The 24,517-nt window shown below is 65.8% G+C and carries 24 protein-coding genes; 8 read left to right on the forward strand and 16 right to left on the reverse strand.

The features are described from left to right. Positions 1-61: 61 nt before the first annotated feature. The 3 genes from DB354_RS06850 (at position 62) to DB354_RS06860 (ending at position 2,463) form a co-directional block, all read left to right on the forward strand. Positions 62-1,039, forward strand: a complete 978-nt coding sequence (locus DB354_RS06850; protein ID WP_107834711.1) for a COX15/CtaA family protein — start codon at positions 62-64, stop codon at positions 1,037-1,039. Continuing rightward, positions 1,032-1,916: a heme o synthase gene (gene cyoE / locus DB354_RS06855; protein ID WP_107834712.1), complete on the forward strand. Its 885-nt coding sequence runs from the start codon at positions 1,032-1,034 to the stop codon at positions 1,914-1,916. The genes DB354_RS06850 and cyoE overlap by 8 nt, the downstream gene beginning before the upstream one ends. A gap of 79 nt (positions 1,917-1,995) precedes the next feature. Next, a complete protein-coding gene (locus tag DB354_RS06860) occupies positions 1,996-2,463 on the forward strand; it encodes a DUF420 domain-containing protein (RefSeq protein WP_107834713.1) in 468 nt (155 codons plus the stop codon). A 229-nt stretch (positions 2,464-2,692) separates the two neighbouring features. Here the strand turns inward: DB354_RS06860 and DB354_RS06865 are convergent, their stop codons facing one another. Beyond that, positions 2,693-3,205: a lipoprotein gene (locus DB354_RS06865; protein WP_107834714.1), complete on the reverse strand. Its 513-nt coding sequence runs from the start codon at positions 3,203-3,205 to the stop codon at positions 2,693-2,695. 253 nt (positions 3,206-3,458) lie between these two features. On the opposite strand from DB354_RS06865, the gene coxB reads away from it, so the two are divergent. The 5 genes from coxB to DB354_RS06890 all read left to right on the forward strand — a co-directional run bounded on the left by coxB (position 3,459) and on the right by DB354_RS06890 (position 9,094). Next, positions 3,459-4,739, forward strand: coding sequence for a cytochrome c oxidase subunit II (coxB, locus tag DB354_RS06870; protein ID WP_107834715.1), 1,281 nt, complete (start codon positions 3,459-3,461; stop codon positions 4,737-4,739). Positions 4,740-4,804: 65 nt separating this feature from the next. Then, the gene (gene ctaD / locus DB354_RS06875) at positions 4,805-6,787 is read left to right on the forward strand and encodes a cytochrome c oxidase subunit I (RefSeq protein WP_107834716.1); all 1,983 of its coding nucleotides are present in this window, start codon (positions 4,805-4,807) and stop codon (positions 6,785-6,787) included. Between the two features lie 72 nt (positions 6,788-6,859). After that, positions 6,860-7,714 carry a heme-copper oxidase subunit III gene (locus DB354_RS06880; RefSeq protein ID WP_107834717.1) on the forward strand — a complete coding sequence of 285 codons (855 nt, stop codon included), beginning with the start codon at positions 6,860-6,862 and terminating at the stop codon, positions 7,712-7,714. Between the two features lie 193 nt (positions 7,715-7,907). Beyond that, the gene (locus DB354_RS06885) at positions 7,908-8,240 is read left to right on the forward strand and encodes a cytochrome C oxidase subunit IV family protein (protein ID WP_107834718.1); all 333 of its coding nucleotides are present in this window, start codon (positions 7,908-7,910) and stop codon (positions 8,238-8,240) included. A gap of 11 nt (positions 8,241-8,251) precedes the next feature. Then, complete coding sequence (locus DB354_RS06890) at positions 8,252-9,094, forward strand: cytochrome c oxidase assembly protein (protein ID WP_107834719.1); 843 nt, start codon at positions 8,252-8,254, stop codon at positions 9,092-9,094. A gap of 34 nt (positions 9,095-9,128) precedes the next feature. On the opposite strand, the gene DB354_RS06895 is transcribed toward DB354_RS06890, so the two are convergent. The 15 genes from DB354_RS06895 to dnaK all read right to left on the reverse strand — a co-directional run bounded on the left by DB354_RS06895 (position 9,129) and on the right by dnaK (position 24,482). Continuing rightward, the gene (locus DB354_RS06895; protein ID WP_107834720.1) at positions 9,129-9,353 is read right to left on the reverse strand and encodes a hypothetical protein; all 225 of its coding nucleotides are present in this window, start codon (positions 9,351-9,353) and stop codon (positions 9,129-9,131) included. A 126-nt stretch (positions 9,354-9,479) separates the two neighbouring features. After that, a complete protein-coding gene (gene cysK / locus DB354_RS06900; protein WP_107834721.1) occupies positions 9,480-10,463 on the reverse strand; it encodes a cysteine synthase A in 984 nt (327 codons plus the stop codon). Between the two features lie 90 nt (positions 10,464-10,553). Next, positions 10,554-11,609, reverse strand: coding sequence for a sulfate ABC transporter ATP-binding protein (locus tag DB354_RS06905; RefSeq protein ID WP_107834722.1), 1,056 nt, complete (start codon positions 11,607-11,609; stop codon positions 10,554-10,556). 100 nt (positions 11,610-11,709) lie between these two features. Further along, complete coding sequence (cysW, locus tag DB354_RS06910) at positions 11,710-12,582, reverse strand: sulfate ABC transporter permease subunit CysW (RefSeq protein WP_107834723.1); 873 nt, start codon at positions 12,580-12,582, stop codon at positions 11,710-11,712. A 46-nt stretch (positions 12,583-12,628) separates the two neighbouring features. Then, positions 12,629-13,462, reverse strand: coding sequence for a sulfate ABC transporter permease subunit CysT (gene cysT / locus DB354_RS06915; RefSeq protein WP_107834724.1), 834 nt, complete (start codon positions 13,460-13,462; stop codon positions 12,629-12,631). Between the two features lie 82 nt (positions 13,463-13,544). Beyond that, positions 13,545-14,540 (reverse strand): sulfate ABC transporter substrate-binding protein, encoded by a 996-nt coding sequence (locus DB354_RS06920; RefSeq protein WP_107834725.1) that lies wholly within the window; start codon positions 14,538-14,540, stop codon positions 13,545-13,547. A gap of 18 nt (positions 14,541-14,558) precedes the next feature. Next, complete coding sequence (locus tag DB354_RS06925) at positions 14,559-16,025, reverse strand: porin (protein ID WP_146180141.1); 1,467 nt, start codon at positions 16,023-16,025, stop codon at positions 14,559-14,561. 112 nt (positions 16,026-16,137) lie between these two features. Next, on the reverse strand, positions 16,138-16,698 hold the full coding sequence (locus tag DB354_RS06930) for an Rrf2 family transcriptional regulator (RefSeq protein ID WP_107834727.1): 561 nt from the start codon (positions 16,696-16,698) through the stop codon (positions 16,138-16,140). A 264-nt stretch (positions 16,699-16,962) separates the two neighbouring features. Continuing rightward, positions 16,963-17,745 carry an MBL fold metallo-hydrolase gene (locus tag DB354_RS06935; RefSeq protein ID WP_107834728.1) on the reverse strand — a complete coding sequence of 261 codons (783 nt, stop codon included), beginning with the start codon at positions 17,743-17,745 and terminating at the stop codon, positions 16,963-16,965. 66 nt (positions 17,746-17,811) lie between these two features. Then, a complete protein-coding gene (locus tag DB354_RS06940; protein ID WP_107834729.1) occupies positions 17,812-18,363 on the reverse strand; it encodes a BMC domain-containing protein in 552 nt (183 codons plus the stop codon). Beyond that, complete coding sequence (locus DB354_RS06945) at positions 18,363-19,691, reverse strand: 4Fe-4S dicluster domain-containing protein (protein WP_107834730.1); 1,329 nt, start codon at positions 19,689-19,691, stop codon at positions 18,363-18,365. The genes DB354_RS06940 and DB354_RS06945 overlap by 1 nt, the downstream gene beginning before the upstream one ends. A gap of 129 nt (positions 19,692-19,820) precedes the next feature. Further along, the gene (locus DB354_RS06950) at positions 19,821-20,276 is read right to left on the reverse strand and encodes a hypothetical protein (RefSeq protein ID WP_107834731.1); all 456 of its coding nucleotides are present in this window, start codon (positions 20,274-20,276) and stop codon (positions 19,821-19,823) included. Between the two features lie 173 nt (positions 20,277-20,449). Further along, positions 20,450-22,081 carry a chaperonin GroEL gene (groL, locus tag DB354_RS06955; RefSeq protein WP_107834732.1) on the reverse strand — a complete coding sequence of 544 codons (1,632 nt, stop codon included), beginning with the start codon at positions 22,079-22,081 and terminating at the stop codon, positions 20,450-20,452. A gap of 50 nt (positions 22,082-22,131) precedes the next feature. Next, entirely contained in the window at positions 22,132-22,428 is a 297-nt protein-coding gene (groES, locus tag DB354_RS06960; RefSeq protein ID WP_107834733.1) for a co-chaperone GroES, read from the reverse strand. A 101-nt stretch (positions 22,429-22,529) separates the two neighbouring features. Continuing rightward, positions 22,530-24,482, reverse strand: a complete 1,953-nt coding sequence (gene dnaK, locus DB354_RS06965) for a molecular chaperone DnaK (protein WP_107834734.1) — start codon at positions 24,480-24,482, stop codon at positions 22,530-22,532. Positions 24,483-24,517 lie beyond the last annotated feature (35 nt).

The following is a 24,517-nucleotide window of genomic DNA, read 5'->3' on the forward strand; positions in this document are numbered from 1 at the left end:
AAATTTGTCAAAGCGGTTGCCGTCACCGGCATCCGCAGTTCCTTCCGGCTGTTCCGTCTCAATGGATCTCCCGCCCACATCCCACCGGAGTCCGAATCACCGCACCGGCCTCGCGTTCTTCGCGGCGCTCGGGAGCGCGTGGGTTTTCGTGCTCGTCACCCTAGGCGCCTTCACCACGAGCATCGGTGCGGGCATGGTCTTCCCCGACTGGCCGTTGTCCAACGGCTCGCTCAACCCGCATGGCTGGCTCGAGAACATCGCGATGTTCGCCGAGCACTCGCACCGGCTGAGCGCCGGACTGATGAGCCTGATCACCATCGGGCTCGCGCTCTGGATCTGGCGCACCGACGAGCGTCCCTGGTTGCGGCGGCTGGCGTGGTTTGCCGTGGCGCTGGTGCTGGCGCAGGCGCTGGTGGGCGGTCTGCGCGTGCTGCTCGACCGGTTTCACCTCGAGGCGATCGAGACCAGCGTGGGGCGGCTGTTCGCCATGCTGCACGCGGTGCTGGCGCAATTGTTCGTATGCAACCTGATCGCCATCGCGGTGGCGTGCACCCGCACCTGGCGCGAGCGGGCGGTCCCGATGACCTGGCGCGTGCGGCGGCTCGGACTGCTCTGCTGCGTGCTGCTGTTCGTCCAGCTCGCGATCGCGGCCGTGATGCGCCACAGCGGCGCGGGCCTCGCGATCGAGACCTTTCCGTACTCGACGGCCGACGGTCACTGGCTGCCGGCCGCGTGGGACTTCCGCGTCGGCATCCACTTTGCGCACCGCGCGATGGCGGTGCCGCTGGCGATCGCGTTGCCGCTGTTCGCCTTCGCGGTGCGCGGAGCCGCCGGCGCGACCGCGGCGATGCGCGCGGCCGCTTCGGCGCTGGTGGCGTTCGTGGTGCTCCAGATCCTGCTGGGCATGCAGATCATCTACACGCAGCGGCAGGCGGAGATGACCACCGGGCACGTGCTGGTGGGCGCGCTCACGTTGGCCACGACGTTCTGGCTCACGTGGTTCGCGCATCGCGACCGGATCGAGGTGCGCCATGACTGACGTGGCCAACCCGCCGGCGCACTTCCGCGACTATCTCGAGCTCACGAAGCCGCGGCTGAGCCTGCTGTCGGTCATCACGGCGCTCGTCGGCTACCTCGCGGCGAAGCCCGAGGGAGACCTGCTCAAGCTGACGTTCGTCGTCGTTGGGACCTCGCTGGCGGCCGGCGGCGTGGCGGCGTTGAACCAGTGGCTGGAGCACGACACGGACGCAAAGATGCACCGTACCGCCTCGCGGCCGATTCCGTCCGGCAAGGTGGCGACGGGCTCGGCGTTCGTGCTCGGCACGTTGATGTGCATCGCCGCGCTGTTCCTGCTCTTCGCGCAGGTGCACCCGCTCGCGGCGCTGTTCACGCTGCTGACGATCGTATCGTACGTCGGCTGGTACACGCCGGCGAAGCGCTGGTCGACCTGGAGCACGGAGATCGGGGCGCTGGCGGGGGCGTTTCCCCCGTTGATCGGCTGGGCCGCGGGTGAAGGCCGCGTCACCGCGCTCGGCTGGGTGCTGTTCGCGGTGCTCTATTTCTGGCAGATCCCGCACTTCATGGCCATCGCCTGGGTGTACCGGCGCGACTACTCCGCGGTGCACTTTCCGATGCTGCCGGTGCGCGACGAGGCGGGCGGCAAGGTCGCGGTCTGGTCGTTGATCAACACGGTGTTCCTGCTCGGCGTGAGCCTGCTGCCGGTGGCGTTTGGGCTGGCGACGCCCGTGTACGGGGCGGTGGCACTGCTCGGCGGCGGGTTGTTCCTCTGGCGCGCGATCGTGTTCCTGCGCCCGGTCGGCCGGGACCGGGCGGCGCGCAAGCTCTTCTACGCTTCGATCATCTATCTTCCGGTGGTGCTGGCGGCGCTTGTCGTCGACCGGCTCTTCCTGGTCTGACGCCGCCCCTCGCCGCGCGGCCCCGCCCTCCGTTCCACGCTTCCCGCTTCGTTCCCGGCCTGCCGCCGGCTCCCGCTTCATGACGGTCACCGACATTCCCGCGCTCAACGCCACGTTCAACGGCATCGCCACGGTGCTGATGACGATCGGGTTCGTGTTCATCAAACGCGCCCAGCGCACCACCGATCCCGCGCGGCGCGCCGCGCTCATCCTCGTCCACCGCCGGCTCATGATCGGTACGTTGGTGGCGTCCGCGCTCTTCCTCGTCGGCTATCTCACCTACCACGGGATGCGCCGGGGCGTGCACACGCCCTTCGGTGAGACCGGCGCACTACGGACGCTGTACCTGGCGATCCTTTGGACGCACATCCCGCTCGCCGCGCTGATCGCGTTCCTGGTGCCGCGCACGCTCCTCCTCGCGATCCGCGGCCAGTACGACCGCCACCGCGCCTGGGCCCGCTGGACGTACCCGATCTGGTACTACGTCAGCGTGACGGGCGTGCTCGTGTACCTGTTCCTGTACGTCTGGTGGCCGGCGAAGCCCTGACGGCGTTCGCCGGCCAAGGGAGTGAGGGGCCGCGGCGGCCGGTCTTTCTCTTACTCTTCCTCTTTCTCTTACTCTCAGATGCCCATCGGCCCGGCCGGCCGGGTCGGGCCGGGGGGAGGTCGGAATTTTGAGAGAAAGAGAAAGAGGAAGAGTAAGAGAAAGACCCGGAGAAAGACCCTGACTGGCCCCTAATTTCCTCACTCCCTCAGTCCCTTATTCCCTCATTCCCTTATTCCACAGTCAGCGTGCCCCGCATCAGGGCGGCGTGGCCGGGGAAGGTGCAGAGGAAGGGATAAGTGCCGGGCTGGGCGGGCGCCTTGAAGGTCACCTCGCCGGTTTGGCGGGGGCCGAGGAGGTCGATGTGGGCGATGATCTTCTCCTTCTGGTTGGTGGGAATGTACTGCGTCTCACGCGCGCCGGCGGCCGAAGCGCCAAACGCGATCGGGTCCATCCCCGCCTGGATCAGCACCCAGTTGTGGCCCATCGCCTCCTTCGGCAGCGAGCCGGCGTTCGTCAGCACCACGCGCAGCTCCTCGCCCGGCGCGGCCGTGATCGTCGTCAGGCTGTACTTCATCTGGTCGTTGGCGGTGATCTCGATCGTGCGCGCGCTGCTCGTCGGCGCGGTCCCGGCAGCGTGAGCAGCGGTGTGCCCCGGACCGTCGGCGCTCGTGGCCGGGCCCTTCTGGCCGCAGCCGGAAAGAGCAACGAGGGCAAGGGGAACGAGGATGAACTGGATCTTCATGGCGCGTGCACCGTGCGGCGACTTGCTCCGCGCGCAACCCGCCGCGCGCACTCGTCCATGCGTTCATCAGCCGTTCTGCAACTCACGATGCCGCGACATTAGCGACGCTTTCCAACTCTATGATGGGCAACTTTTGCACGCGCCGAGCCATGGCAAGAAATGCGCATGTTATAGCTTGAAATGCGCAGTCGATCGGGGACTGTGTCGGGCCCTTTGGCGCCGCCGAACGGCGTCCCCACTTCCCACCGCACCCATGTTCCTGCCACGTTTGTCCCCGTCTGCGCGGGTACGACTCGCCCGCCGGGCGTGCCTCGCCGCCTTCGTTCCCGTCGTCCTCCTGCTCGCCGGTTGCGACCTCTCCGAGCTCTGGCGCATGGACGGACACCAATCGACGCTGCACGTGGCGGGACCGGTCGCGGCGGCGCAGCGCGACGTCTTCTACGTCACCTGGTGGGTGACACTGACGATCTTCGCCCTCGTGGGCAGCACGCTGGCCTACGCCACGTGGAAGTTCCGTGTGCGCAACGCGGCCGACGAGCACGCCGCGCCGCCCCCGCAGAGCCATGGCAATCCCCTGATCGAGCTCTCCCTCATCGGCCTCTCCGTCGGCGCGCTCGTGATCATCGCCGTGCCCACGCTGAAGGGCATCTGGTACACCTACGACGTCGCTCCCGCGGAGCGCGCCAACGTGTACGAGGTGAACGCGACCGGCTACCAATGGTGGTTCCGCTTCGATTACCCGACCGAGCAGGCGACGGTGCAGGGCAACGTGAAGGCGCCGCTCGTCACCGCCAACGAGCTCGTCATCCCCGCCGGCCGCCCGGTGCGCATCAACCTGCGCACGGTCGACGTGATCCACTCGTTCTGGATTCCGAAGCTCGCCGGGAAGGTGGACATGATCCCGAACCGCGCGAACTTCATCTGGCTCAAGGCGGACGAGCCCGGCTACTTCTGGGGCCAATGCGCCGAGTACTGCGGTGATTCGCACGCCGTGATGCGCTTCCGCGTCGTGGCGCTCGAGCCCAAGGAATTCGCCGCCTGGCTGGAACAGCAGACGCAGACCGCCCGCGATCTCCCGGCCAACGTCGCCGAGTCCGACCGCCCCAAGGCCCAGTTCGCGTCGCTCCGCGCGCCGAACGATTTCTCCGTCAACGAGAGTGGCATCACCGACCGTTTTGAAGTTTCGCCGCTCGACGCCTGGCGCGCGCACCAGATACCGGAGAAGCACGAGAACCCCGAGCTCATCGCCAAGGGCAAAACGCTCTTCACCGCCAAGACCTGCATCGCCTGCCACACCGTCCGCGGCCACGGCGCCCAGGGCGTGACCGGTCCGGACCTCACTCACTTCGCCGCGCGCACCACGCTCGCCGCCGGTCTGCTGGAGAACAACCCCGAGCAGGTGCGCCGCTGGCTGCACAACCCGGGCGCGGTGAAGCCCGGCAACAAGATGGCGAAGGGTTTCGCCGACAACAACGTCACCCTCACCGCCGAGGACGAGGAGGCGCTCGTCGCCTACCTGCTCAGCCTGAAGTGACGCGCCCCTGCCCCCGCTCCTGAGCCCAACCCGGCCTCCCCTCTCCCACTTCCTTTACCACCCACATGGACGCACTGGCTAAACCCGTATTCCTCACCAAGGAGGAGAAGGCTCCGGCTCGGCCGCGGCTCTTCGCCCGCCCCACGGCGAAGACCGGCCTGATGAGCTGGATCACCACGGTCGATCACAAGCGCATCGGCCTCCTCTACGGCCTCTTCGCGCTGTTCTTCTTCCTCGTCGGCGGGTTCGAGGCGCTGCTGATCCGCACGCAGCTGATGTTCCCGAACAACAACGTGCTGACGGCGCAGCAGTACAACACGATGTTCACGATGCACGGGACGACGATGATCTTCCTGGCCGTGATGCCGCTGTCGTCGGCGTTCTTCAATTTCATCATGCCGCTGCAGATCGGCGCGCGCGACGTCGCCTTCCCGCGGCTCAATGCGTTCTCGCTTTGGACGTTCGTCGCCGGCGCGATCATCCTGAACATCGGCTGGTTCCTGCCGACGGCCACGCACGGCGCGCCGGACGGCGGCTGGTTCGGCTACGCCCCGCTCACCTCGAAGACCTTCATCGCGAAACACTCGATCGATTACTGGGTGATGGGCCTGCAGCTCCTCGGCGCCGCGTCCATCGCCGCCTCGCTCAACTTCATCGTCACGATCATCAACCTGCGCGCGCCGGGCATGACGATGATGCGGCTCCCGGTGTTCACCTGGATGACGCTGATCACGTCCTTCCTCGTCATCCTCTCCTTCCCCGCGATCACGATCGCGCTGGTCGAGCTGATGATGGACCGCAACTTCGGCACGAACTTCTTCGAAGCGTCGAACGGCGGCATGCCGATCCTGTGGCAGCACCTCTTCTGGGTCTTCGGCCATCCCGAGGTGTACATCCTGATCCTGCCGGCGATGGGTATCATCTCGGAGATTCTGCCGACGTTCTCCCGCAAGCCGCTCTTCGGCTACCCGATCGTCGTCTTCTCGGGCGCCTGCATCGGCTTCCTTGGCTTCGGCGTGTGGAGCCATCACATGTTCACCACCGGCATGGGCACGGTCGCGACGGCCGCGTTCGCGATGGCGACGATGGCGATCGCGGTGCCGACCGGCGTGAAGATTTTCAACTGGATCGGCACCATCTGGGGCGGCCACCTGCAGATGCGTACGCCCATGATGTTCGCGCTGGGCTTCGTGTGGATGTTCATGATCGGCGGCTTCTCCGGCGTCATGCACTCGGCGGCGCCGGCCGACGCCCAGCAGCAGGACTCGTACTTCGTCATCGCCCACTTCCACTACGTGCTGATCGGCGGCTCGCTCTTCGCGCTGCTCGCGGGCATCCACTACTGGTTCCCGCTGATGTTCGGCCGCAAGGCCAGCGAGTTCTGGGGCAAGCTCTCCTTCTGGGTCATCTTCGTCGGCTTCAACGTGACGTTCTTCCCGATGCACTTCCTCGGGTTGAACGGCATGCCCCGCCGCACCTTCACCTACGATGCGAACATGGGCTGGAACACCGCCAACTTCGTTTCGACGATGGGCGCGTTCACGCTGGGCGTGGGCATCTTCATCTACTTCGCGACGATGGTTTACACCTACCTCAAGGGTGAACGCGTCGGTCGTGACGTCTGGGACGGCCGCACCCTCGAGTGGTCGCTGCCGGTGCCGCCGCCGGAGTACAACTACCGCGTGATCCCGACCGTGCACGCCCGCGACGCCTGGTGGTACGAGAAGCACCACCAGGAGGAGATCAAAAAGGAGCAGGCCGAATACGCGCACGCCGAGGCGGCCCACGGCGGCATTCACATGCCGTTCCCCTCGATCTGGCCGTTCGTCACCAGCGTCGGCATCCTGATCGGCGCCTTCGGCGTCGCGTTCTTCGACTCCAACCCGGCGCCCGGCATCCACGCCAAGCTCGGCACGACGCTCTTCGGCGCCGCTGTCATGTTGGTCGGCATCTACTTCTGGGCGCTGGAAGGCGCCGAGGGCTATCACCTGCACGTCGACGAGGAAGGCCGCACCGCCGAGCCGACGTCGCACGTCGGCAAGTCCTGAGCGTCCCGGGAGGACCGCCTCACTGTTCCTCCCGCCCCCTCGTCCACCTCTTTCACCTCCCCCTTTCCGCTCATGACCACGGCCGTCGCCACGATTGACCATCATCACGACCCGAGCACCGCCACGGGCATTCCGAACAAGAAGCTCCTCATGTGGGCCTTCCTGGCGTCGGACTGCATGTTCTTCGGCGCGCTCATCTCGACGCACCTGATCTACCGGCTGCACCCGCCCGCAGGCGGGCTGGACCCGAAGCAGATCTTCAGCCCGGAGCTCACGTCGTTCTCCACGTTCATCCTCCTGATGTCGTCGCTGATGATGGCGCTGGCCGTCTCCGCGATCCAGAAGGCCAATGTGAAGAGCTGCCGGGCGTCGCTGCTGATGACGATTTTCTTCGGGATGATCTTCCTCGGCTGCCAGGTGTACGAGTTCACCGAGTTCGTGCACGTGAAGCAGATGACGCTCTCGAACAGCCTGCTCGGAACCACGTTCTACACGCTGACCGGCACGCACGGCATCCACGTCGCGATCGGCGTGTTCTGGCTGAGCCTAATGTATGTACGCTCGTTCAAGCCGGCCGTCGGCAACGCGTGGCACCGCTCGTGGCTGTCGCACAACCTCCTCCACGCGGGCGTGCTCATCGCCGCGCTGTTGCTGTCGCTCAAGGTCGTGATTGCGCTCGTGTTCAGCCTGCAGGAAGCGGCCTCGATCGGCGCCGGCCTGCAGCACTTCATCGGCGCGGAGTTCGTGTACCTGCTCCTCGTGCTGCTCGCCTACGGCGCGCTCGTCTGGTTCGCCCGGCCACGCGGCGCGGTCGAGTTCGGCGAGACCAACGCCATCGATGTCGAGTCGATGGGCCTGTACTGGCACTTCGTGGACATCGTCTGGATCGTGATCTTCACCGCCGTCTATCTGCTCGAGTATCTCTGATCGCGGATCGCTGGCGCGATCCGCGAAGTGAAAGTGGCCTGAAGGAGTGAAAGTGAGAGTGAAAGTGAAAGTGGTCGAACCGCTGATCTGAATCTCCGCTGACCGACCTTTCCACCGCGCTCACCTCCCTTTCCACCTCGGGCAACTTCGTCCTCCGTCCACTTTCACTCTCACTCTTTCACTCCTCACTTTTATGAGCTCTTTGGCTGCAGCTTCTCACGGGGCCTCGGAACACGAGGTCAGCAAGTTTCAGATCTATGTGCAGATCGCGATGCTGCTCGCGGTCATCACCGGCATCGAGATCGTCGCGGTTTACCTGCCGTTTGCCCGGTGGCTGCTGGTCACCGCGCTGGTGGTGATGTCAGCGGTGAAGTTTCTGTTCGTCATCTTCTACTTCATGCACCTGCGGTGGGATAAGCCGTTCTGCACGATTCTGTTCTTCATCGGGCTCACGCTCGCCGGCGGCACGATGTGGGCGCTCCTGCACCTGTTCGCGGCGGAGGCAAGCAAGCCCCTGCCGATGTAACGACACTCGCCATGATCGACTGGCTGCACTGGCACAACGAACCGCTGCTCGTCGGCGGGCTGGTGTTCGTCGGCTGGTTGTGGGCGATTCTCGCTGGGCCGCTACGGGCCCATCTCCTCGTGCGCGACGGGGAATCGGCGGACCGTCCCTTCCCGAAGCGCGAGGCATTCCGGTTCTACGGCGCGCTGCTGGTCTTCTATTTCGCGGTGGGCTCGCCGCTCGACCAGATTGGCGAGGCGTACCTGTTCAGCGCGCACATGCTGCAGCACCAGCTGCTGATCTATCCGGCGGCGATCCTCTTCCTGTGGGGCATTCCGTCCTGGATGATCGATCCCTTCCTGCGCCAACCCCCGTGGTCCGCCGGGCTGCGCTTCCTCACCCACCCGTTGATCTGCGCGCTCGTATTCCTGTTGGTGGTCGGCGGCTGGCACGCGCCCTGGCTCTACAATGCCGCGCTGATGAACAAGCTCATCCACGTCGGTGAGCATCTGGCGTTCTTCGGCTCCGCGCTCCTCTACTGGTGGCCGATCATGAGCCCGTCCCGCGTACTGCCGCCGGTCGGCTATGGCACCCAGATGCTGTACGTCCTCGGCGTCATCATCGGCCTGATGCCGGTCCACGCCTACATCACCTTCTCCCACGACATCCTATACCCGGTGTACGAGTACGCGCCGCGGCTGTTTACCTCCTTCTCAGCGGCGGACGACCAGCTTCTCGCGGGCGTGAGCATGCAGCTCGTGGCGATCCTGGTGAGCCTCGGCGCCTTCGGGGTTTCGTTCTATCGCTGGTACGAGCAAGGCGAACGCCGGGGCCCGGGCGCGTCGGGCGCCCCAAAACCGCTCCCGGCCGCCTGAGCGACGACCGCGCGCCTGCCAGCGCGGGACCGGCTCATCGCCAAGTCGCGTCGCCCGCGATTTCCCGCAGCGCCATCTGGCCGTCGATCATGTCGAGCGTGGTGCGCACAATCTCGAGGTGCTCGTCCTCAAACATCGCGGCGATCTCCGCCCGCACATCGAGGAGCGCGCTCCAGGGCATCTGTTTGATGACCCCGCTGAGAACCGCGTGCACCGCGTCGGTCTGCTCCTCCGGGGGAAGCGAGGCGATGGCGGCCATGAGACGGGAAGCAATATCTTCGTCCCAGTTCATGTCCCCCACCGTCCCGCGGCGCCGCGGATGGTTCCCGGCCGTGCCCGGCAAACCATCCGGCGGAGAACATCCGCGGGGCAAGTGCCGGCCCGCTCAGGCCTTGGCGGGCGCGAGCAGGTCGTCGACCGAGTCGCTCTCCACCCCAACGTCGGCGAACAGCCAGGACGAAAGGTAGCGTTCGCTGCTCGACGGAATGACCGCGACGATCTGCTTGCCCTTGTTCTCCGGCCGCTTGGCGAGTTGCAGGGCGGCCCAGACGGCGGCGCCGGAGGAGATGCCCACCGGGATGCCATCGAGCTGGTTGACCTGCTTGCTGACCGGGCCGGAGTCGGACTCCTTCACCCGGATGACCTCATCGTAGACCTTGGTGTTGAGGACGGCGGGCACGAAGCCGGCGCCGAGGCCCTGGAGCTTGTGCGGGCCGGGCTGGCCGCCGGAGAGCACGGGCGAGGCGTCGGGCTCGACGGCGACGATGCGAACGGAAGGCTTGCGGGACTTCAGCACCTCGCCGACGCCGGTGATCGTGCCACCAGTGCCGATGCCAGAGACTACGATGTCCACCTTGCCATCAGTATCGCGCCAGATCTCCTCGGCGGTGGTAGCGCGGTGGACGGCGGGATTGGCGGGATTGGAGAACTGCTGGAGAATGACGCTGTTGGGGATGCGGGCGGCGAGTTCCTCGGCCTTGGCGATGGCGCCCTTCATGCCCTTGGCGCCCTCGGTGAGGACGAGGCGCGCGCCGAGGATCTTCAGAATCTTGCGGCGCTCGATGGTCATGGTCTCGGGCATCGTGAGGATGAGCTTCAGCCCCTTGGCGGCGGCGACGAAGGCGAGCGCGATGCCGGTGTTGCCCGAGGTCGGCTCGATCAGGACGCTGTTTTGGTTGATGCGACCGCTCTTCAGCGCGTCCTCGATCATCGCGAGCCCGATACGGTCCTTCACGCTCGAGAGCGGGTTGAAGAACTCGAGCTTGAGGAGGATCTCCGCCTGGGCGTTGTGGGCGGCCGCGGTGCGGTTGAGGCGAACGAGCGGGGTATTGCCGATGGTCTCGGTGATGTCGTTGTGGATTTTGGCCATGATGGGAGTCGGATCGGGTGAAAAGGAAATGAACGGGATCGGGACGCGGGCGCGAACCGCGCCCGCGAAAAGTTGGTCCGCGGCGGAGGCTCAGATCGCGTAGTCCTCGCCGAAGGAATGACCGCTGCGCAGCCGCAGCGCCACGAGGTCGCCGACCTTCAGGTGCAGGGACTCGAGCTCGACGCGGGAGATCTCGGCTTCGACCGGTTCGCGCGTCCTCACCTGCTCGAGCGATACCCGCGCCTGCGGACCGGCGGCGTGGACGTAGCGGACCACCGCGGCGATGCCGACGACACCGGCCGCGTGCGGCAGGATCTGGATGTCGTGCGGTCGGACGAACAACTGGCCGTCGTCCTCGAGCGAGACAGCGCGACCGAGCGGCAGCCCGCTGTCGGCGAGCACCTCCGCGCGCAGCACGTTCACGTTGCCGAGGAAGCGATAGACGAACGGTGAGGCCGGCCGGTCATAGACCTCCTGCGGCGTGCCCACCTGCTCCACCCGCGCCTGGTTCATGATCACGACCTCGTCGGCGATCTCGAGCGCCTCCTCCTGGTCGTGGGTGACGAACACCGTGGTGAGGTGCACCTCGTCGTGGAACTGGCGCAGCCAGCGGCGGAGGTCCTTGCGCACCTTGGCGTCGAGCGCGCCGAACGGCTCGTCGAGCAGGAGCACGCGCGGCTCGACCGCAAGCGCACGGGCCAGGGCGATGCGCTGGCGCTGCCCGCCCGAGAGCTGCGTCGGATAGCGTTCGTTCATGCCCTCGAGCTGCACCAGCTTGAGCAACCGGTGCACGCGCTCAGCGATCTCGACCTGCGAAGGCCGGTCGCGGCGGCGCCGCACATTGAGACCGAAGGCGATGTTCTCGAACACGGTCATGTGTCGGAACAATGCGTAGTGCTGGAAAACGAAGCCCACCTTGCGCCGGCCGGCGGGCACGTCGGTGACGTCCTCCCCGTGGAACAGGATTTTCCCGCTGCCAGGGTCGGCGTGTTCCAGGCCCGCGATGATGCGCAGCAGCGTGGTCTTGCCGGAGCCGGAGGGCCCCAGCAAGGCGACCAGTTTCCCGCGAGGGACGTTAAGGTCGACGTCGTCCAGCACGACCGTCTGGCCGAACGTCTTTCGAATGCGCGTCGCCTGGATGCTCATGACGTAAAGGAACGGGAACCACCCGTCCGCAGGGAGCGGAGCGCGAGGGCCGGGAGATTCTCAAGGTTGAAGCTCATGGTGGGACGAGGAGGCACGGTCCTCAGCCGCGGGTGCGGGCGTGTTTCCACTCGATCACGGCCTTCAGGACGAGCGTCGCAATGGCAAGGAGGGCGAGCAACGAGGCGACGGCGAAGGCCGCGACGAAGTTGTACTCGTTGTAGAGGATCTCGACGTGGAGTGGCATGGTGTTGGTTTCGCCGCGAATGTGGCCGCTGACGACGGACACCGCGCCGAATTCGCCCATCGCGCGGGCGTTGCAGAGGATGATGCCGTAGAGGAGGCCCCACTTGATGTTGGGCAATGTGACGCGCCAGAACATCTGCCAGGCGTTCGCGCCGAGCGTGATGGCGGCGTACTCCTCATCGGAGCCCTGCGACTGCATCAGCGGGATCAGTTCGCGGGCGACGAACGGGAACGTGACGAACGTCGTGGCCAGCACGATGCCCGGCACGGCGAAGATGATCTTGAGGTTGTGCGCATCCAGCCAGTGGCCGAACCAGCCGTTGAGGCCGAAGAGCAGCACGTAGATCAGGCCGGAGATGACGGGGGAGACGGCGAACGGCAGGTCGATGAGGGTGATGAGGAGGCTCTTGCCACGAAACTTGAACTTCGAGATCGCCCACGCCGCGGAGATGCCGAACACCACGTTGGCCGGCACCGAAATGGCCGCGGTGAGCAACGTGAGTTTGATCGCCGACATCGCGTCGGGCTCGGTGATCGCCGCGAGATACGCCCGCACGCCCTGGCGCAGGGCCTCGCCGAAGACGGCCGCGAGCGGCAGAATCAGGAAGCAGCCCAGGAACCCCAGCGCGGTGAACGTGAGCAACCAGCGCATCCATGCGGGATCATGCGTGGCCCGCGGCGCGCCGTGCGCGGCGGAGGTATGAGCGAGGGAACTGACGGCGGAAGCCATGGCGGAAGAAGATGGAGACGCTCAGCGCGACAGGAAGTGGCGGCACTCAGACGCCATGGGATCGCCGGCTCCACTTCTGAAGCAGGTTGATGACGAGCAGCAGGCAGAACGACGCGATCAGCATCACCACGGCGATGGCAGTCGCGCCGTGATAATCGTACTGCTCGAGTTTGGTGATGATGAGGAGTGGCACGATCTCGGTCTTCATCGGCATGTTGCCCGAGATGAAGACGATCGAGCCGTACTCGCCGAGCGCGCGGGCGAAGGCCAAGGCGAAGCCCGTGAGCATGGCGGGAACGAGTTCCGGCAGGATCACGCGCGTGATCGTCTGCCAACGGTTCGCGCCGAGCGTCGCGGACGCCTCCTCAATCTCGAGCTCCAGTTCACCGACAACCGGCTGGAGGGTGCGGATCACGAACGGCAGGCTGATGAACGTGAGGGCGACAAACACGCCCAGCTGGGTGAACGCCACCCGCAGCCCGTGCGGTTCGAGCCACTGGCCGAGCCACCCGTTGCGAGCGTAGATCGCGGTGAGCGCGATGCCCGCGACGGCGGTGGGCAGCGCGAACGGCAGATCGACGAGAGCGTCGACGAAGCGTTTGCCGGGAAACGAATACCGCACGAGGACCCACGCCACGATCGTGCCGAACACAGTATTGACCGCGGCGGCAGCAAAGGAGGCGCCGAAACTCAAGCGGTAAGCGGCCAGCACGCGCGGCGCCGCGACTGCCTGAAGGAAGTCGGCCCAGCTCATTCCCGCCGCCTTCACGAACGCGGCCGTCAACGGCAGCAGCACGATCACGCTGAGGTACGTGACCGTGAAGCCGAGCGACAGGCCGAAGCCGGGCAGGACGTGACGGCGGGAACGAGAGAAGGGCATGGTTCAGGTGCGGGCGACGTCCTGCGCACGGTTGCGCTGGGCGAAGTTGGTCAGCCGCCGCGGAAGAGCAGCGGGTTGGCGATTACTTGCCATAGATCTGTTCGAACACGCCGCCATTGCCGAAGTGCTCCTTCTGCGCCTTGGCCCAGCCGCCGAAGTCCCCGTCGATCGTCAGGAACTCCACCTTGGGGAAGGTGCCGGCATGCTTCGCGGCGATGGCCGGGTTGCGCGGACGATAAAAGTGACGCGCCGCGATCTCCTGCCCCTCGTCGGAGTAGAGGTACTCGAGGTAAGCCTTCGCGACCTCGGCGGTGCCCCGCTTCTTCACGTCGCGGTCGACCCAGCAGACGCTCGGTTCGGCCAGGATGCTGATGGACGGGACGACGATCTCGAACTGGTCGCGGCCGAACTGATTGAGCGCGAGGAACGCCTCGTTCTCCCACGAGATCGCGACGTCGCCGATCTGCCGCTGCACGAAAGTCATCGTGGAGCCGCGGGCGCCGCTATCGAGGACCGGCACGTTCTTGAACAGCCGGGTGATGAAATCGCGGGCCTGGGCGTCACCGCCGTATTTGCGTCGCGCATACCCCCAGGCCGCGAGGTAGTTCCAACGCGCGCCGCCGGAGGTCTGCGGATTGGGCGTCACCACGCTCACGCCCGGGCGCACGAGGTCGTCCCAGTCCTTGATGCCCTTGGGGTTTCCCTTCCGGACGAGGAAAACGATGGTGCTCGTGTACGGCGCGGAGTTGTGGGGGAGCCGCTGCTGCCAGTCGGCGGGAATCGCCTTCGCCCGCTCGGCCAGGGCGTCGATATCGCCGGCAAGCGCGAGGGTGGCGACGTCGGCCGGCTGGCCATCGATAATGGCGCGCGCCTGTTTGCCGGAGCCGCCGTGGGACTGTTTGACGACGACCTCGTCGCCGGTCTGCGCCTTCCAGTGGCGGGCGAAGGCCTCGTTGAAGTCGCGGTAGAACTCCCGCGTGGGATCGTACGAGACGTTGGTGAGCTCGATCTTCTTGGCGGCGGCGGTGGAGACCATCGCCGCACCAAGCGTCGCGATGAAGAGCAGTTGCTTGAACATGCTGGGTGTGGGTTACGGTCAGAACGAGATCTGGAACCGGGTGATGAACGCCTTTTCGTCCTGGCGCAGGATCGCCGTGGTGGGAACGGCGGGAGCGAGGGCGTGGAAGCCGAAGTTGGTCTGGTAGTAGTCGAAGGTAAAGCGGACAACCTTGCTGAGGTACCAGCTGAGGCCGACGGCGAAGGCATCCGCTTCCTGCGCGCTGGCGCCGGGCGCGGCAAACGCCGGGAAGGCGGCATCGTCGATGGTGAGGTTCGCATAGCGGCCAGTGACCTCGAAGGCGCCCCACGTGCCGGCGGCCCAGTCGAAGTTGCTCTTCGGCGCGACGCCGTTCGGTGAGGAGTCCTCGCCGGTGAGCACGTAGCCGGCGGAAAGCTGCCAGGCCTTGTTGCGCAGCTCGGCCTTGGGCGCGCCGGCGGCGGAGCGGAGATTCACGACGGAGAGGACATACTCGCCGTTGGCGCCGAATGCGCCGCGGCGGTAATCGAACTGCGGCGCGACGCGCCACGTCTGGCCATCGGCGACGACCGGCGCGAGGTAGCTGAAGAACGTCTGCTGGCCGTCGGTGCGGTAGGCGGAGGTGCGGCCGGACGCGGTCTTCTGCCGGCCGACGCTGGCGGCGACGCCGAAGCCAAGCCCCTTGAGCGGCGAGTCAGCCTGGTCCTTGAATGGCGAAGCGAAGACGCGGCCAATGAGGTCCTTCTCCTCGTCGTAGTCGGTGTTGGTGGTGCTCGCGTTGTCGGCGAGCCCACCGAACAGGCCGACCATATAGTTGAGTTTGCCGCCGATCACGTCGCCCGAGAGCTGCACGCCGAGATCGCGGTTGGGCACGAGGTTGGTGGCCATCGAGCGCTCGTTGAAGAACGTCCACGAGTCGGACTGCAGGAGCTCGAGGCCGAGCGGCTCCTTGAACTTGCCGAACTTGAGCTGCGCGGCGGGCGTGAGCGCGACGCTGATGTTGGCGTCGAGGATGCTGACGCTACTGCCGCCGAATTCGGTGACGAACTGGTAGCCGTAATTCTTGGCGAACGTGCCCTCGGTGATCACGCGGGCGCGGCGCAGCACGAAGGTGCTGTTCACCACGCCAGGCGCGTCGTCGAGGAAGAGTCGGGAGTCGAACTGCACCAGGCCGCGGAGCTTGATGGCGTTCGCGCCGTCGGCGGAGGTGAAGGTCACGCCTTTGTCGGTGATCGCGATCTTCGGCGCGGCGGAGGGAGCAGCGGCTGCGGAGGTTGTCGCACCCGCCTTCGGCGCCGGCGCCACAGCCGCCGCGACAGCCGCAGGCGCGGGAGCGGGCGCCGTCCGGGCCTGCGCCTGAGCTTGGGCCTCGAGTTGGCGGGTAAGAAGCTGGATCTGCTGTTCGAGACGCTGGACTTGCGCGCGAAGGGCATCGACCTCGGCCCGGTCAACGGGCTGGGCGTAGGCCAGCGATGAAATCGCCAGCAAGGCAGCCAGGAGGCTGCGCAGAGAGAACACGTGCTTCATCGGGATCAGTGCTTTGGTCTGTTGGTGGGAAAACGGACAGCGGACGCGACTGCCGGAGAAAAAGTGGATGCGGGACCGGGCCAGAAGCGGACCGGAGTGGAGCAAGAGGAGCCTAGATGGAGTAGTCGCCGAGAATCTGGTGAAGGACGCCGGCAGACTCGTCGAACCGGGCGCCTGGATGCGGTTTCCCGGCCGTGTCGGCGCCAGGTTCACCGAACGGCAGCGCCAGCCCGTCGCGGCGGAGTTTGCGGAGCGTGATTTCGACGACGTCGGCCAGCGTGTAGCGGTCGAGGATCCCGGTGATCGCGTTGTACACGTCGAGCATGACCATCCGCAGCCCGCAGTGCGCCTCATCGGGGCAGGAGCACTTCTGGTAGGCGGTCTGGCTGACGCAGCCGATGGGAGCGAGAGGGCCGTCGATGACGCGGATGACATCGCCGATGCGGATATCACGGGCGGTCTTGGCGAGACGATAGCCGCCAAACTTGCCGCGGGCGCTCTGGACGAAGCCGGCTTCCTTCAGCAGCTGGAGGATCTGTTCGAGGAACTTGATCGGCAGCTGCTCGCTGGCCGCCAACTGGGAAACGCGCAGCAGCGGCCGCCCTACTTCAGCGGCAATTCCGAGGTTGATCAGGGAGCGGAGCGCGTACTCGCCTCGTTTAGACAGTTTCATTCCAAGTTCGCGAATGTAGATTGGCTTGGTAGGAATTAAGGCAAGCCCTGATCTGTAGGGATTTACTCGTATGACGCAGACTGGCGAACTCACCAAAACCGCATCGTCCCGGCGGCCGACAAGGCCCCGAATCCGGCCTTGGGAGCGCCTGGCTGGACGCCCACTTCGGGGACAATCGCCGGGGTGCGGCAGCATCCGCCCGGGTGTCCAGATCGTGGATGCAGCGATCGCCGCAACAGCAGCGGCAAGCTGCGCGAGAGTCGCCTAAGGAAACGAAATCCGCAGCCCGTCGTAGGCCGGGGCAATGCCGGGTGGGAGCGCCGCGGCCAGCTCCGCGTGATCGTTGAGGTGCGTGAGGTGGGTCAGCCACGAACGCGGCGCGCCGATCTCCCGCGCCACGGCGACGGCCTCGTCGATGCTCATATGGGAATCGTGCGGGAGCGGACGGAGACCATCGAGGACGACGCCGGCGGCGCCGCGCGCGAGTTCCACCGCTTCGCGCGGCACTCGCTTGCAGTCGGTGTAGTAAACGAACTTCGCGCCGGTGCTCCGCTCCGTGAAGATCAATCCGAGCGTGTTCACGCCGCCATGCGGCAGCAGCGTCGAGCGGATCGTGCCCTGCGGCAGTTCGAGGAGTGTTGGCATCTCGACAAGTTTGAAGGCGGCGTAGCCTTTCGAGATCGGGCGCTCCGACATCGCGTACGGGTAGATCGACAACACCCGGCCCATGCCCTCGTCGGTGGAGTAAACGGTGAGCGCTTCGCCGCCGAGGAGGTCGCAGAACCGGCGCAGGTCATCCATGCCCGCGATGTGATCGGCATGCCCGTGGGTGAGGATGAAGAAATCGAGTTGGCGGATGTTCTCCCGCACGCACTGGAGGCGGAACTCGGGCGAGGCGTCGACCTGCACGTGCAGCCCGTCCATCACCACGTGAATGGAGCTGCGCGTGCGCTTATTGCGCGAATCGGCCGACGAGCACACCGCGCAATCGCAGGCGATCATGGGCACGCCCTGCGAAGTGCCGGTGCCGAGAAAGATAACCTCCATGAACGCAGGATCGTGCGACGGCCGACGAGATTGTCCAGTAGCCTGTCGGCAAAGTCCGACAGGCTATCAAACGATCTCGCGGTAAACGTCGGGGTGCGGACGCGGGATGACGACGGCGTTCACGAGCATGCCGGCGTCGCCGATGACCTTTCGGCCGGCGGCGACCGCAGCCTGCACCGACGACACATCACCGGTGAGGGTGAAGAACGCTTTCCCGCCGAGGGCCATCGCGAGCCGGATTTCGAGCAGTTGGACGCTGGACGATTTCGCGACGGCGTCGGCGGCGCGCAGCAGGAACCCGATATTGAACGACTCGAGAATGCCGAGCGCGCCCTCGGGCGGAGTCACGCCGGTGCGGCCGAGCGCGGTGAGCACGTCGGGATGGATCTGAGCGACGACGAAGGAATCGATGAGGCAGCCATTGGCAGCGTCGACACCGGCGGCAACCGCGCTCTCGACGGCGGAGGCCGAGCCGGCGACGAGGATCATGTATTTCCCGGCGCAGACGGAGCGCGAGAGGTAGAGCTTCACGTCACCGGCCTTCAGCACGGTGTCGGCCACCAGGTAGCCGGCGGCGACGCTCGAAAGCTCGATCAGACCCACGGATTTCTCGTTCATTAATTTGTTCCTCCGGTGCAGTGCAGCACGACGGCCTGGTCGGTCACCTCGGCGACGGTCGCAGCGACCGGGGCGTGAATGATGGCGGCCAGCGCCTGATCAGGAATTGCGCTGAGCGGTTGTCCGGCGACCACGCGCTCGCCCACGCGCACGATGGCGCGGCTGGGAGCCCCGGCGCTCTGCTTCAGCAGCAGCACGAGTTCACGCGGCGTCACCGTGCGGGGCTCCCACGGCGCGGGATGCTCGTAGGCGCCGATGGAAAGCTTTTGCACGAGCGAGCGGATTGGGACCTTGCGGCCGTCGCGCATGCCGTGCGGGCGGACTTCGGTCGGGCCGGACCAGCGCACATTGGCCTTGCGCAACTCGCCCTTGGCGCGGTCGCAGGCTTCCTTGGGGAACAGCTGCTCGGGACACGAGTAGAGGGTGCAGAGCCCGCACGCGCAGCAGAGGGCGGCCCACTCGTTCCAGTGGGCTTCGCCGGTGGCGGTGAACGCGAGCGAGCGCATGACCTGGTGCGGCTGCACCGCGTAGCCAAGAAGGAAGCGCGGACAGAACTCAGTGCAGTAGCGGCATTGGTCGCAGGCGGACTTGCCGATGGCGTGCTGTACCGCGGCGGGCTTCAACTTGCGCTGCACGACGGGGTGGTCGCGCGGGAGCACGATGATGCCGCCGGTGGTCTTGGTGACCGGCCGGGAAAAATCAGCCGTCGTCTCGCCCATCATCATGCCGCCGAGGCAGAGGACAGGATCGGGCACGGTGGCGCCGCCAGCGGCGGCGACGCAGTCCAGGAGGCGAGTGCCAAGCGGAACGGTAAGTGTGACGGGCGTGCGGACGGCACCGCCCACGGTGAGCGTCTTGTGGGTGACGGCCTGGCCGCTGGCCGCGCGGGCGATGTTGGCGAACGTCTCGACGTTGCAGACCACGACGCCGACCTTGAGCGGGATGCCGCCGGGCGGGATGAGGCGGCCGGTCGTCTCGAAGACGAGATCGTACTCGTCGCCGGCGGGATAGACGTCGGCGAGCAGGTGGACGCGAAGCGGCTTGCCGGCACAGGCGGCCTGCATCGTGGCGACGGCATGCTTGTTCTTGGCCTTGATGCCGATGATGCCGGACTTCGCCTGCACGGCGTGCATCGCGAGTTCCAGGCCGCGCACGACCAACTCAGCCTCGCGCTCCATCACGGCCGCGTCCTTGTGGAGCAACGGCTCGCACTCAGCGCCGTTGGCGATGACGGTGTCGGCCTGCGCGGCGAGTTTGACGTGCGTCGGGAAGCCGCCGCCGCCAGCCCCCACCACGCCCGCAGCCCGGACTTGTTCGACAAGGTTCATGCTGGAGATCTGTTGGATATGCGTGGCGGCGGGGCGGCTGCCAACCGTGAAACCATCGAACCGTCCGGGTAACTCGGCAGCCCGGTGCCGCCGCACGATCGGCGACGCACGGACGCGGCGGCGGCGCGATCAGCGATCCTCCGCGTGGGCCTGGTAGTACTTGCGGTATTGGCCGCCATCGATGGCAGCGAGGACCTTGGATGGGTGCAGCGGCTTATCCTCCCCTCCCTGCCGAACGTAGATGCTGGCCGGAGGGTTCTTGCGGACCGCGAGCTCGCTGGTGTCGTAGAGGGCATCGCTCATCTCGCGAAGCGCGACGAGCGCGTAGCACTTCGCCTCCGGCGTGCCGTGATCGAAGGCGGCGAGCACGAAGCGGATCGACTCCGACTTTTTCAGGATCGCGGCGAAGGCTTGTTCGCCGGGGGACAACTCGCCCGCAGGCCCCACCGAACCGAAGACGAACACATTCACGGCAATGAGTTTCTGGACGTCGGGATCGTAGAACTCCTTCTGCTTCGGCGGCGCGGAGGCGCCGAGGAGGCAGACACAGGACGCGATGAGCGTGACGAGCATTCCGATGCGCATGGGCCGAGCAGACTCCGAAACGCGGGCGGTCGGAAGCCAATTCCGGCCGGGCCGCCGGTCGGCGCGGGTCCGCGGGCGGCGTTGCCATCCCTAAACAAAAGAAACGCGCCACTCGCGTGGCGCGTTTCCCAAACATCGGGAGAGCGGATCGATCCGCCCTCGCAGACGGAATCTTAGTAGTCCATGCCACCCATACCCGGGGCGCCCGCCGGAGCGTGCGCTTCCTTCTTCTCCGGGATCTCGGTGATCATGCACTCGGTCGTGAGGAGCAGACCGGCGACGGAGGCCGCGTTCTGCAGCGCGGTGCGGGTGACCTTGGTCGGGTCAACCACGCCGGCCTTGACGAGGTCCTCGTACTTGTCGGTCGCGACGTTGTAGCCGAAGTTGGCCTTGCCGGCCAGGACGTCCTTGACGACGACACCGCCATCGACGCCCGCGTTGGCGCAGAGCTGCTTCAGCGGATGCTCGATCGCACGGCGAACGATGTTCGCGCCGATCTTTTCGTCACCCTCGAGCTGGAGAGCCTCGATGGCCTTCGCGGTGCGAAGGAGAGCGACGCCGCCGCCGGCGACGATGCCTTCCTCAACCGCCGCACGGGTGGCGTGGAGGGCGTCTTCGACGCGGGCCTTCTTCTCCTTCATCTCGGTCTCGGTCGCGGCGCCAACGTTGATGACGGCAACGCCACCGGCGAGCTTGGCCAGACGCTCCTGCAGCTTCTCGCGATCGTAATCGGAGGTGGTCTCGTCGATCTGACGACGGATCTGCTTCACGCGGCCCTGGATGTCGGAGCCCTTGCCGGCGCCTTCGACGATCGTGGTGTTTTCCTTGTCAACCGTGATGCGCTTGGCGCGACCGAGGTCGCTGATCGTGACGTTCTCGAGCTTGATGCCGAGGTCCTCGGTGATGCAGCGGCCGCCGGTGAGGATCGCGATGTCCTCGAGCATGGCCTTGCGACGGTCACCGAAGCCAGGCGCCTTGACGGCGCAGACGTTCAGCGTGCCACGGATCTTGTTCACGACGAGCGCGGCGAGGGCTTCGCCCTCGACTTCCTCGGCGATGACGAGGAGGGGCTTGCCGCTCTTGGCGACGATCTGGAGCAGCGGAAGGAGGTCCTGCAGGCTCGAGATCTTCTTCTCGTTGATTAGCACATACGCGTCTTCGAGGACGGCCTCCATGGCCTCCGCGTTGGTGGCGAAGTACGGCGAGAGGTAGCCCTTGTCGAACTGCATGCCCTCGACGACGTCGAGAGTGGTCTCGATGGACTTGGCCTCTTCGACGGTGATGGTGCCGTCCTTGCCGACCTTATCCATGGCGTCGGCGATGATGTCACCGATCGTCTCGTCCCAATTGGCGGAAACGGTGGCGACCTGGCGGATTTCCTCGCGGTCGTTGACCTTCTTGGAGGTGCGGGCGAGCTCGGCGATCGCGGCCTCGACGGCCTTGTCGATACCGCGCTTCAGGTACACCGGATTGGAGCCGGCGGTGACGTTCTTCAGACCTTCGCGGTAGATGCCCTCGGCGAGGACGGTCGCGGTGGTGGTGCCGTCGCCGGCCGCGTCGCTCGTCTTGGAGGCGACTTCCTTCACCATCTGCGCGCCCATGTTCTCGTAGGGATCGGGCAGCTCGACTTCCTTGGCCACGGTCACGCCGTCCTTGGTGACGGTCGGAGAGCCAAATTTCTTGTCGATGACGACGTTGCGGCCCTTGGGCCCGAGAGTAACCTTGACGGCGCGGGAGAGAAGCTCGACGCCCTTGAGGACTTTCTGACGAGCGGCCTCGTCGAACAGGAGTTGTTTAGCAGCCATTGTGTCTAAGTGAGAATTGTTGGTTGGAGAGTTTGAGAAACCCGGAAGGCTCAGCCGATGACGCCGAGGATGTCGTCCTCACGGACGAGCGTGTACTTCTTGTCGTCGAGCTTCACCTCGGTGCCGCCGTACTTGCTGATGAGGACGCGGTCGCCGACCTTGACCTCGAACGGGGTGACCTTGCCGTCTTCCGACTTCTTGCCGGTCCCGAGAGCGATCACCTTCGCCTCCTGGGGCTTTTCCTTAGCCGAATCCGGGATGATGATACCTCCGCGGACCTGCTCTTTTTCCTCGATGTGTTCAACGAGAACACGGTCACCGATGGGCTTGATTTTGACGTTCGCCATATTGGTTGAGTTTAGGGTTGAAGGTTGGATTTTTCTGGGTCGTACGAAAAACGCACCCGCGGCGCCGGGGCGCTGCGGGTACGCTAGAGTGATGGGTTGACCTATTTTTTCTTGTCCTCGTCAACGACCTCGAAGTCGGCGTCGACGACGTCGGCCTTCTTCTCGGTCTTCTTGCCGGAGGCCTCGGGCTTCGGGGCCTCGCCGCTCGCGGCGGCACCCGCACCGGAGGCAGCGCCGGCAGCCTGCTGGGCCTTCTGCGCCTCCTGGTAGAGTTCACCGCCGACGGCGCTGAGCTTCTCCATCGCCGCCTTCATGCGCGCGACGTCGTTGCTTTCGAGATCCTTCTTGGCGTCCTTCAGCGCGTCCTCGGCCTTCGACTTGATGTTGGCCGGGAGCTTGTCGCCGGAATCCTTGAGGGTCTTCTCAAGCTGGTAGACCGTCGAATCGAGCTGGTTCTTGGTCTCGACGGACTCCTTGCGCTTGCGGTCCTCCTCGGCGTGCAGCTCGGCCTCCTTGGTCATCTTCTCGACCTCGTCCTTGGAAAGGCCGGACGAGCCCTGGATGGTGATCTTCTGGTCCTTGCCGGTGCCGAGGTCCTTCGCGGAGACGTGCAGGATGCCGTTGGCGTCGATGTCGAACGTGACCTCGATCTGCGGCATGCCGCGCGGCGCCGGCGGGATGCCGTCGAGGCGGAAGGTGCCGAGGATCTTGTTGTCCCGCGACATCGGGCGCTCGCCTTGGAGCACCACGATTTCGACGGACGGCTGGTTGTCGCTGTAGGTGGAGAAGACCTGGGTCTTCTTCGTCGGAATGGTCGTGTTGCGCGGGATCATCGGCGTGGCGACCTGGCCCGCGGTCTCAATGCCGAGGGTCAGCGGAGTCACGTCGAGGAGAAGGACGTCGCGCACCTCGCCCTTGAGCACGCCACCCTGAATCGCGGCGCCGACGGCGACCACTTCGTCAGGATTGACGCCCTGGTGCGGCTGCTTGCCGCCAAGCTGGCGCGCGATCTCGACGACCTTCGGCATGCGGGTCATGCCGCCCACGAGCACGAGCTCGTCGATTTGGGCGGTCGTCAGCTCCGCGTCCTTCACGCAGTTCTTGAACGGCGGGATGCAGCGCTGGAACAGCGAGTCGCAGATCTGCTCCATCTTGGCGCGGGTCAGCTGCACGTTGAGGTGCTTCGGACCGGACGCGTCGGCCGTGATGAACGGCAGATTGATGTCCACGGTCTGGGCGGACGAAAGGGCGATCTTGGCCTTCTCAGCCTCTTCCTTCAGGCGCTGGAGGGCCATCGGGTCCTTCCGGAGATCAATGCCGTTCTCCTTCTTGAACTCGTCGACGAGCCAGCTGATCAGCGCCTCGTCCCAGTTGTCGCCACCGAGATGGGTGTCGCCATTGGTCGCCTTCACCTCGAACACGCCGTCGCCGATCTCGAGGACGGAGATGTCGAAGGTGCCACCACCCAAGTCGAAGACGGCGATCTTCTCGTCCTTCTTCTTGTCGAGGCCGTAGGCGAGCGACGCGGCGGTCGGCTCGTTGATGATGCGCAGAACCTCGAGGCCGGCGATCTTGCCGGCGTCCTTGGTGGCCTGGCGCTGGGAGTCATTGAAGTACGCCGGAACGGTGATGACCGCCTGGGTGATCTTCTCGCCGAGGTAGGCCTCGGCGTCGGCCTTCATCTTCGCGAGCACGAAGGCGGAGATCTGCTGGGGAGCAAACTGCTCGGTCTTGTCGCCGACGAGGGCCTCGATGTAGGCGTCGCCGTTTTTGCCTTCGACGACCTTGAAGGGCATGTTCTTCGCCTCTTCGCGGACTTCGGCAAACTTGCGACCGATGAAACGTTTCGCGGAGAAAATGGTGTTGCGCGGGTTGGTCACCGCCTGGCGCTTGGCCGCCTGGCCGACCAGACGCTCGCCGTTCTTGGTGAAAGCAACGACGGACGGCGTGGTGCGAGCCCCCTCCGCATTGGGGATAACCACGGGCTCTCCGCCTTCCATGACGGACATGCAGGAGTTCGTGGTTCCAAGATCGATACCTAGAATACGGCTCATGCGGCCAACCTGAGCAATGCATGTGCCTCAGGTGA

Origin of the sequence: Opitutus sp. ER46 (assembly GCF_003054705.1) — a bacterium.
GTDB lineage: Bacteria > Verrucomicrobiota > Verrucomicrobiia > Opitutales > Opitutaceae > ER46.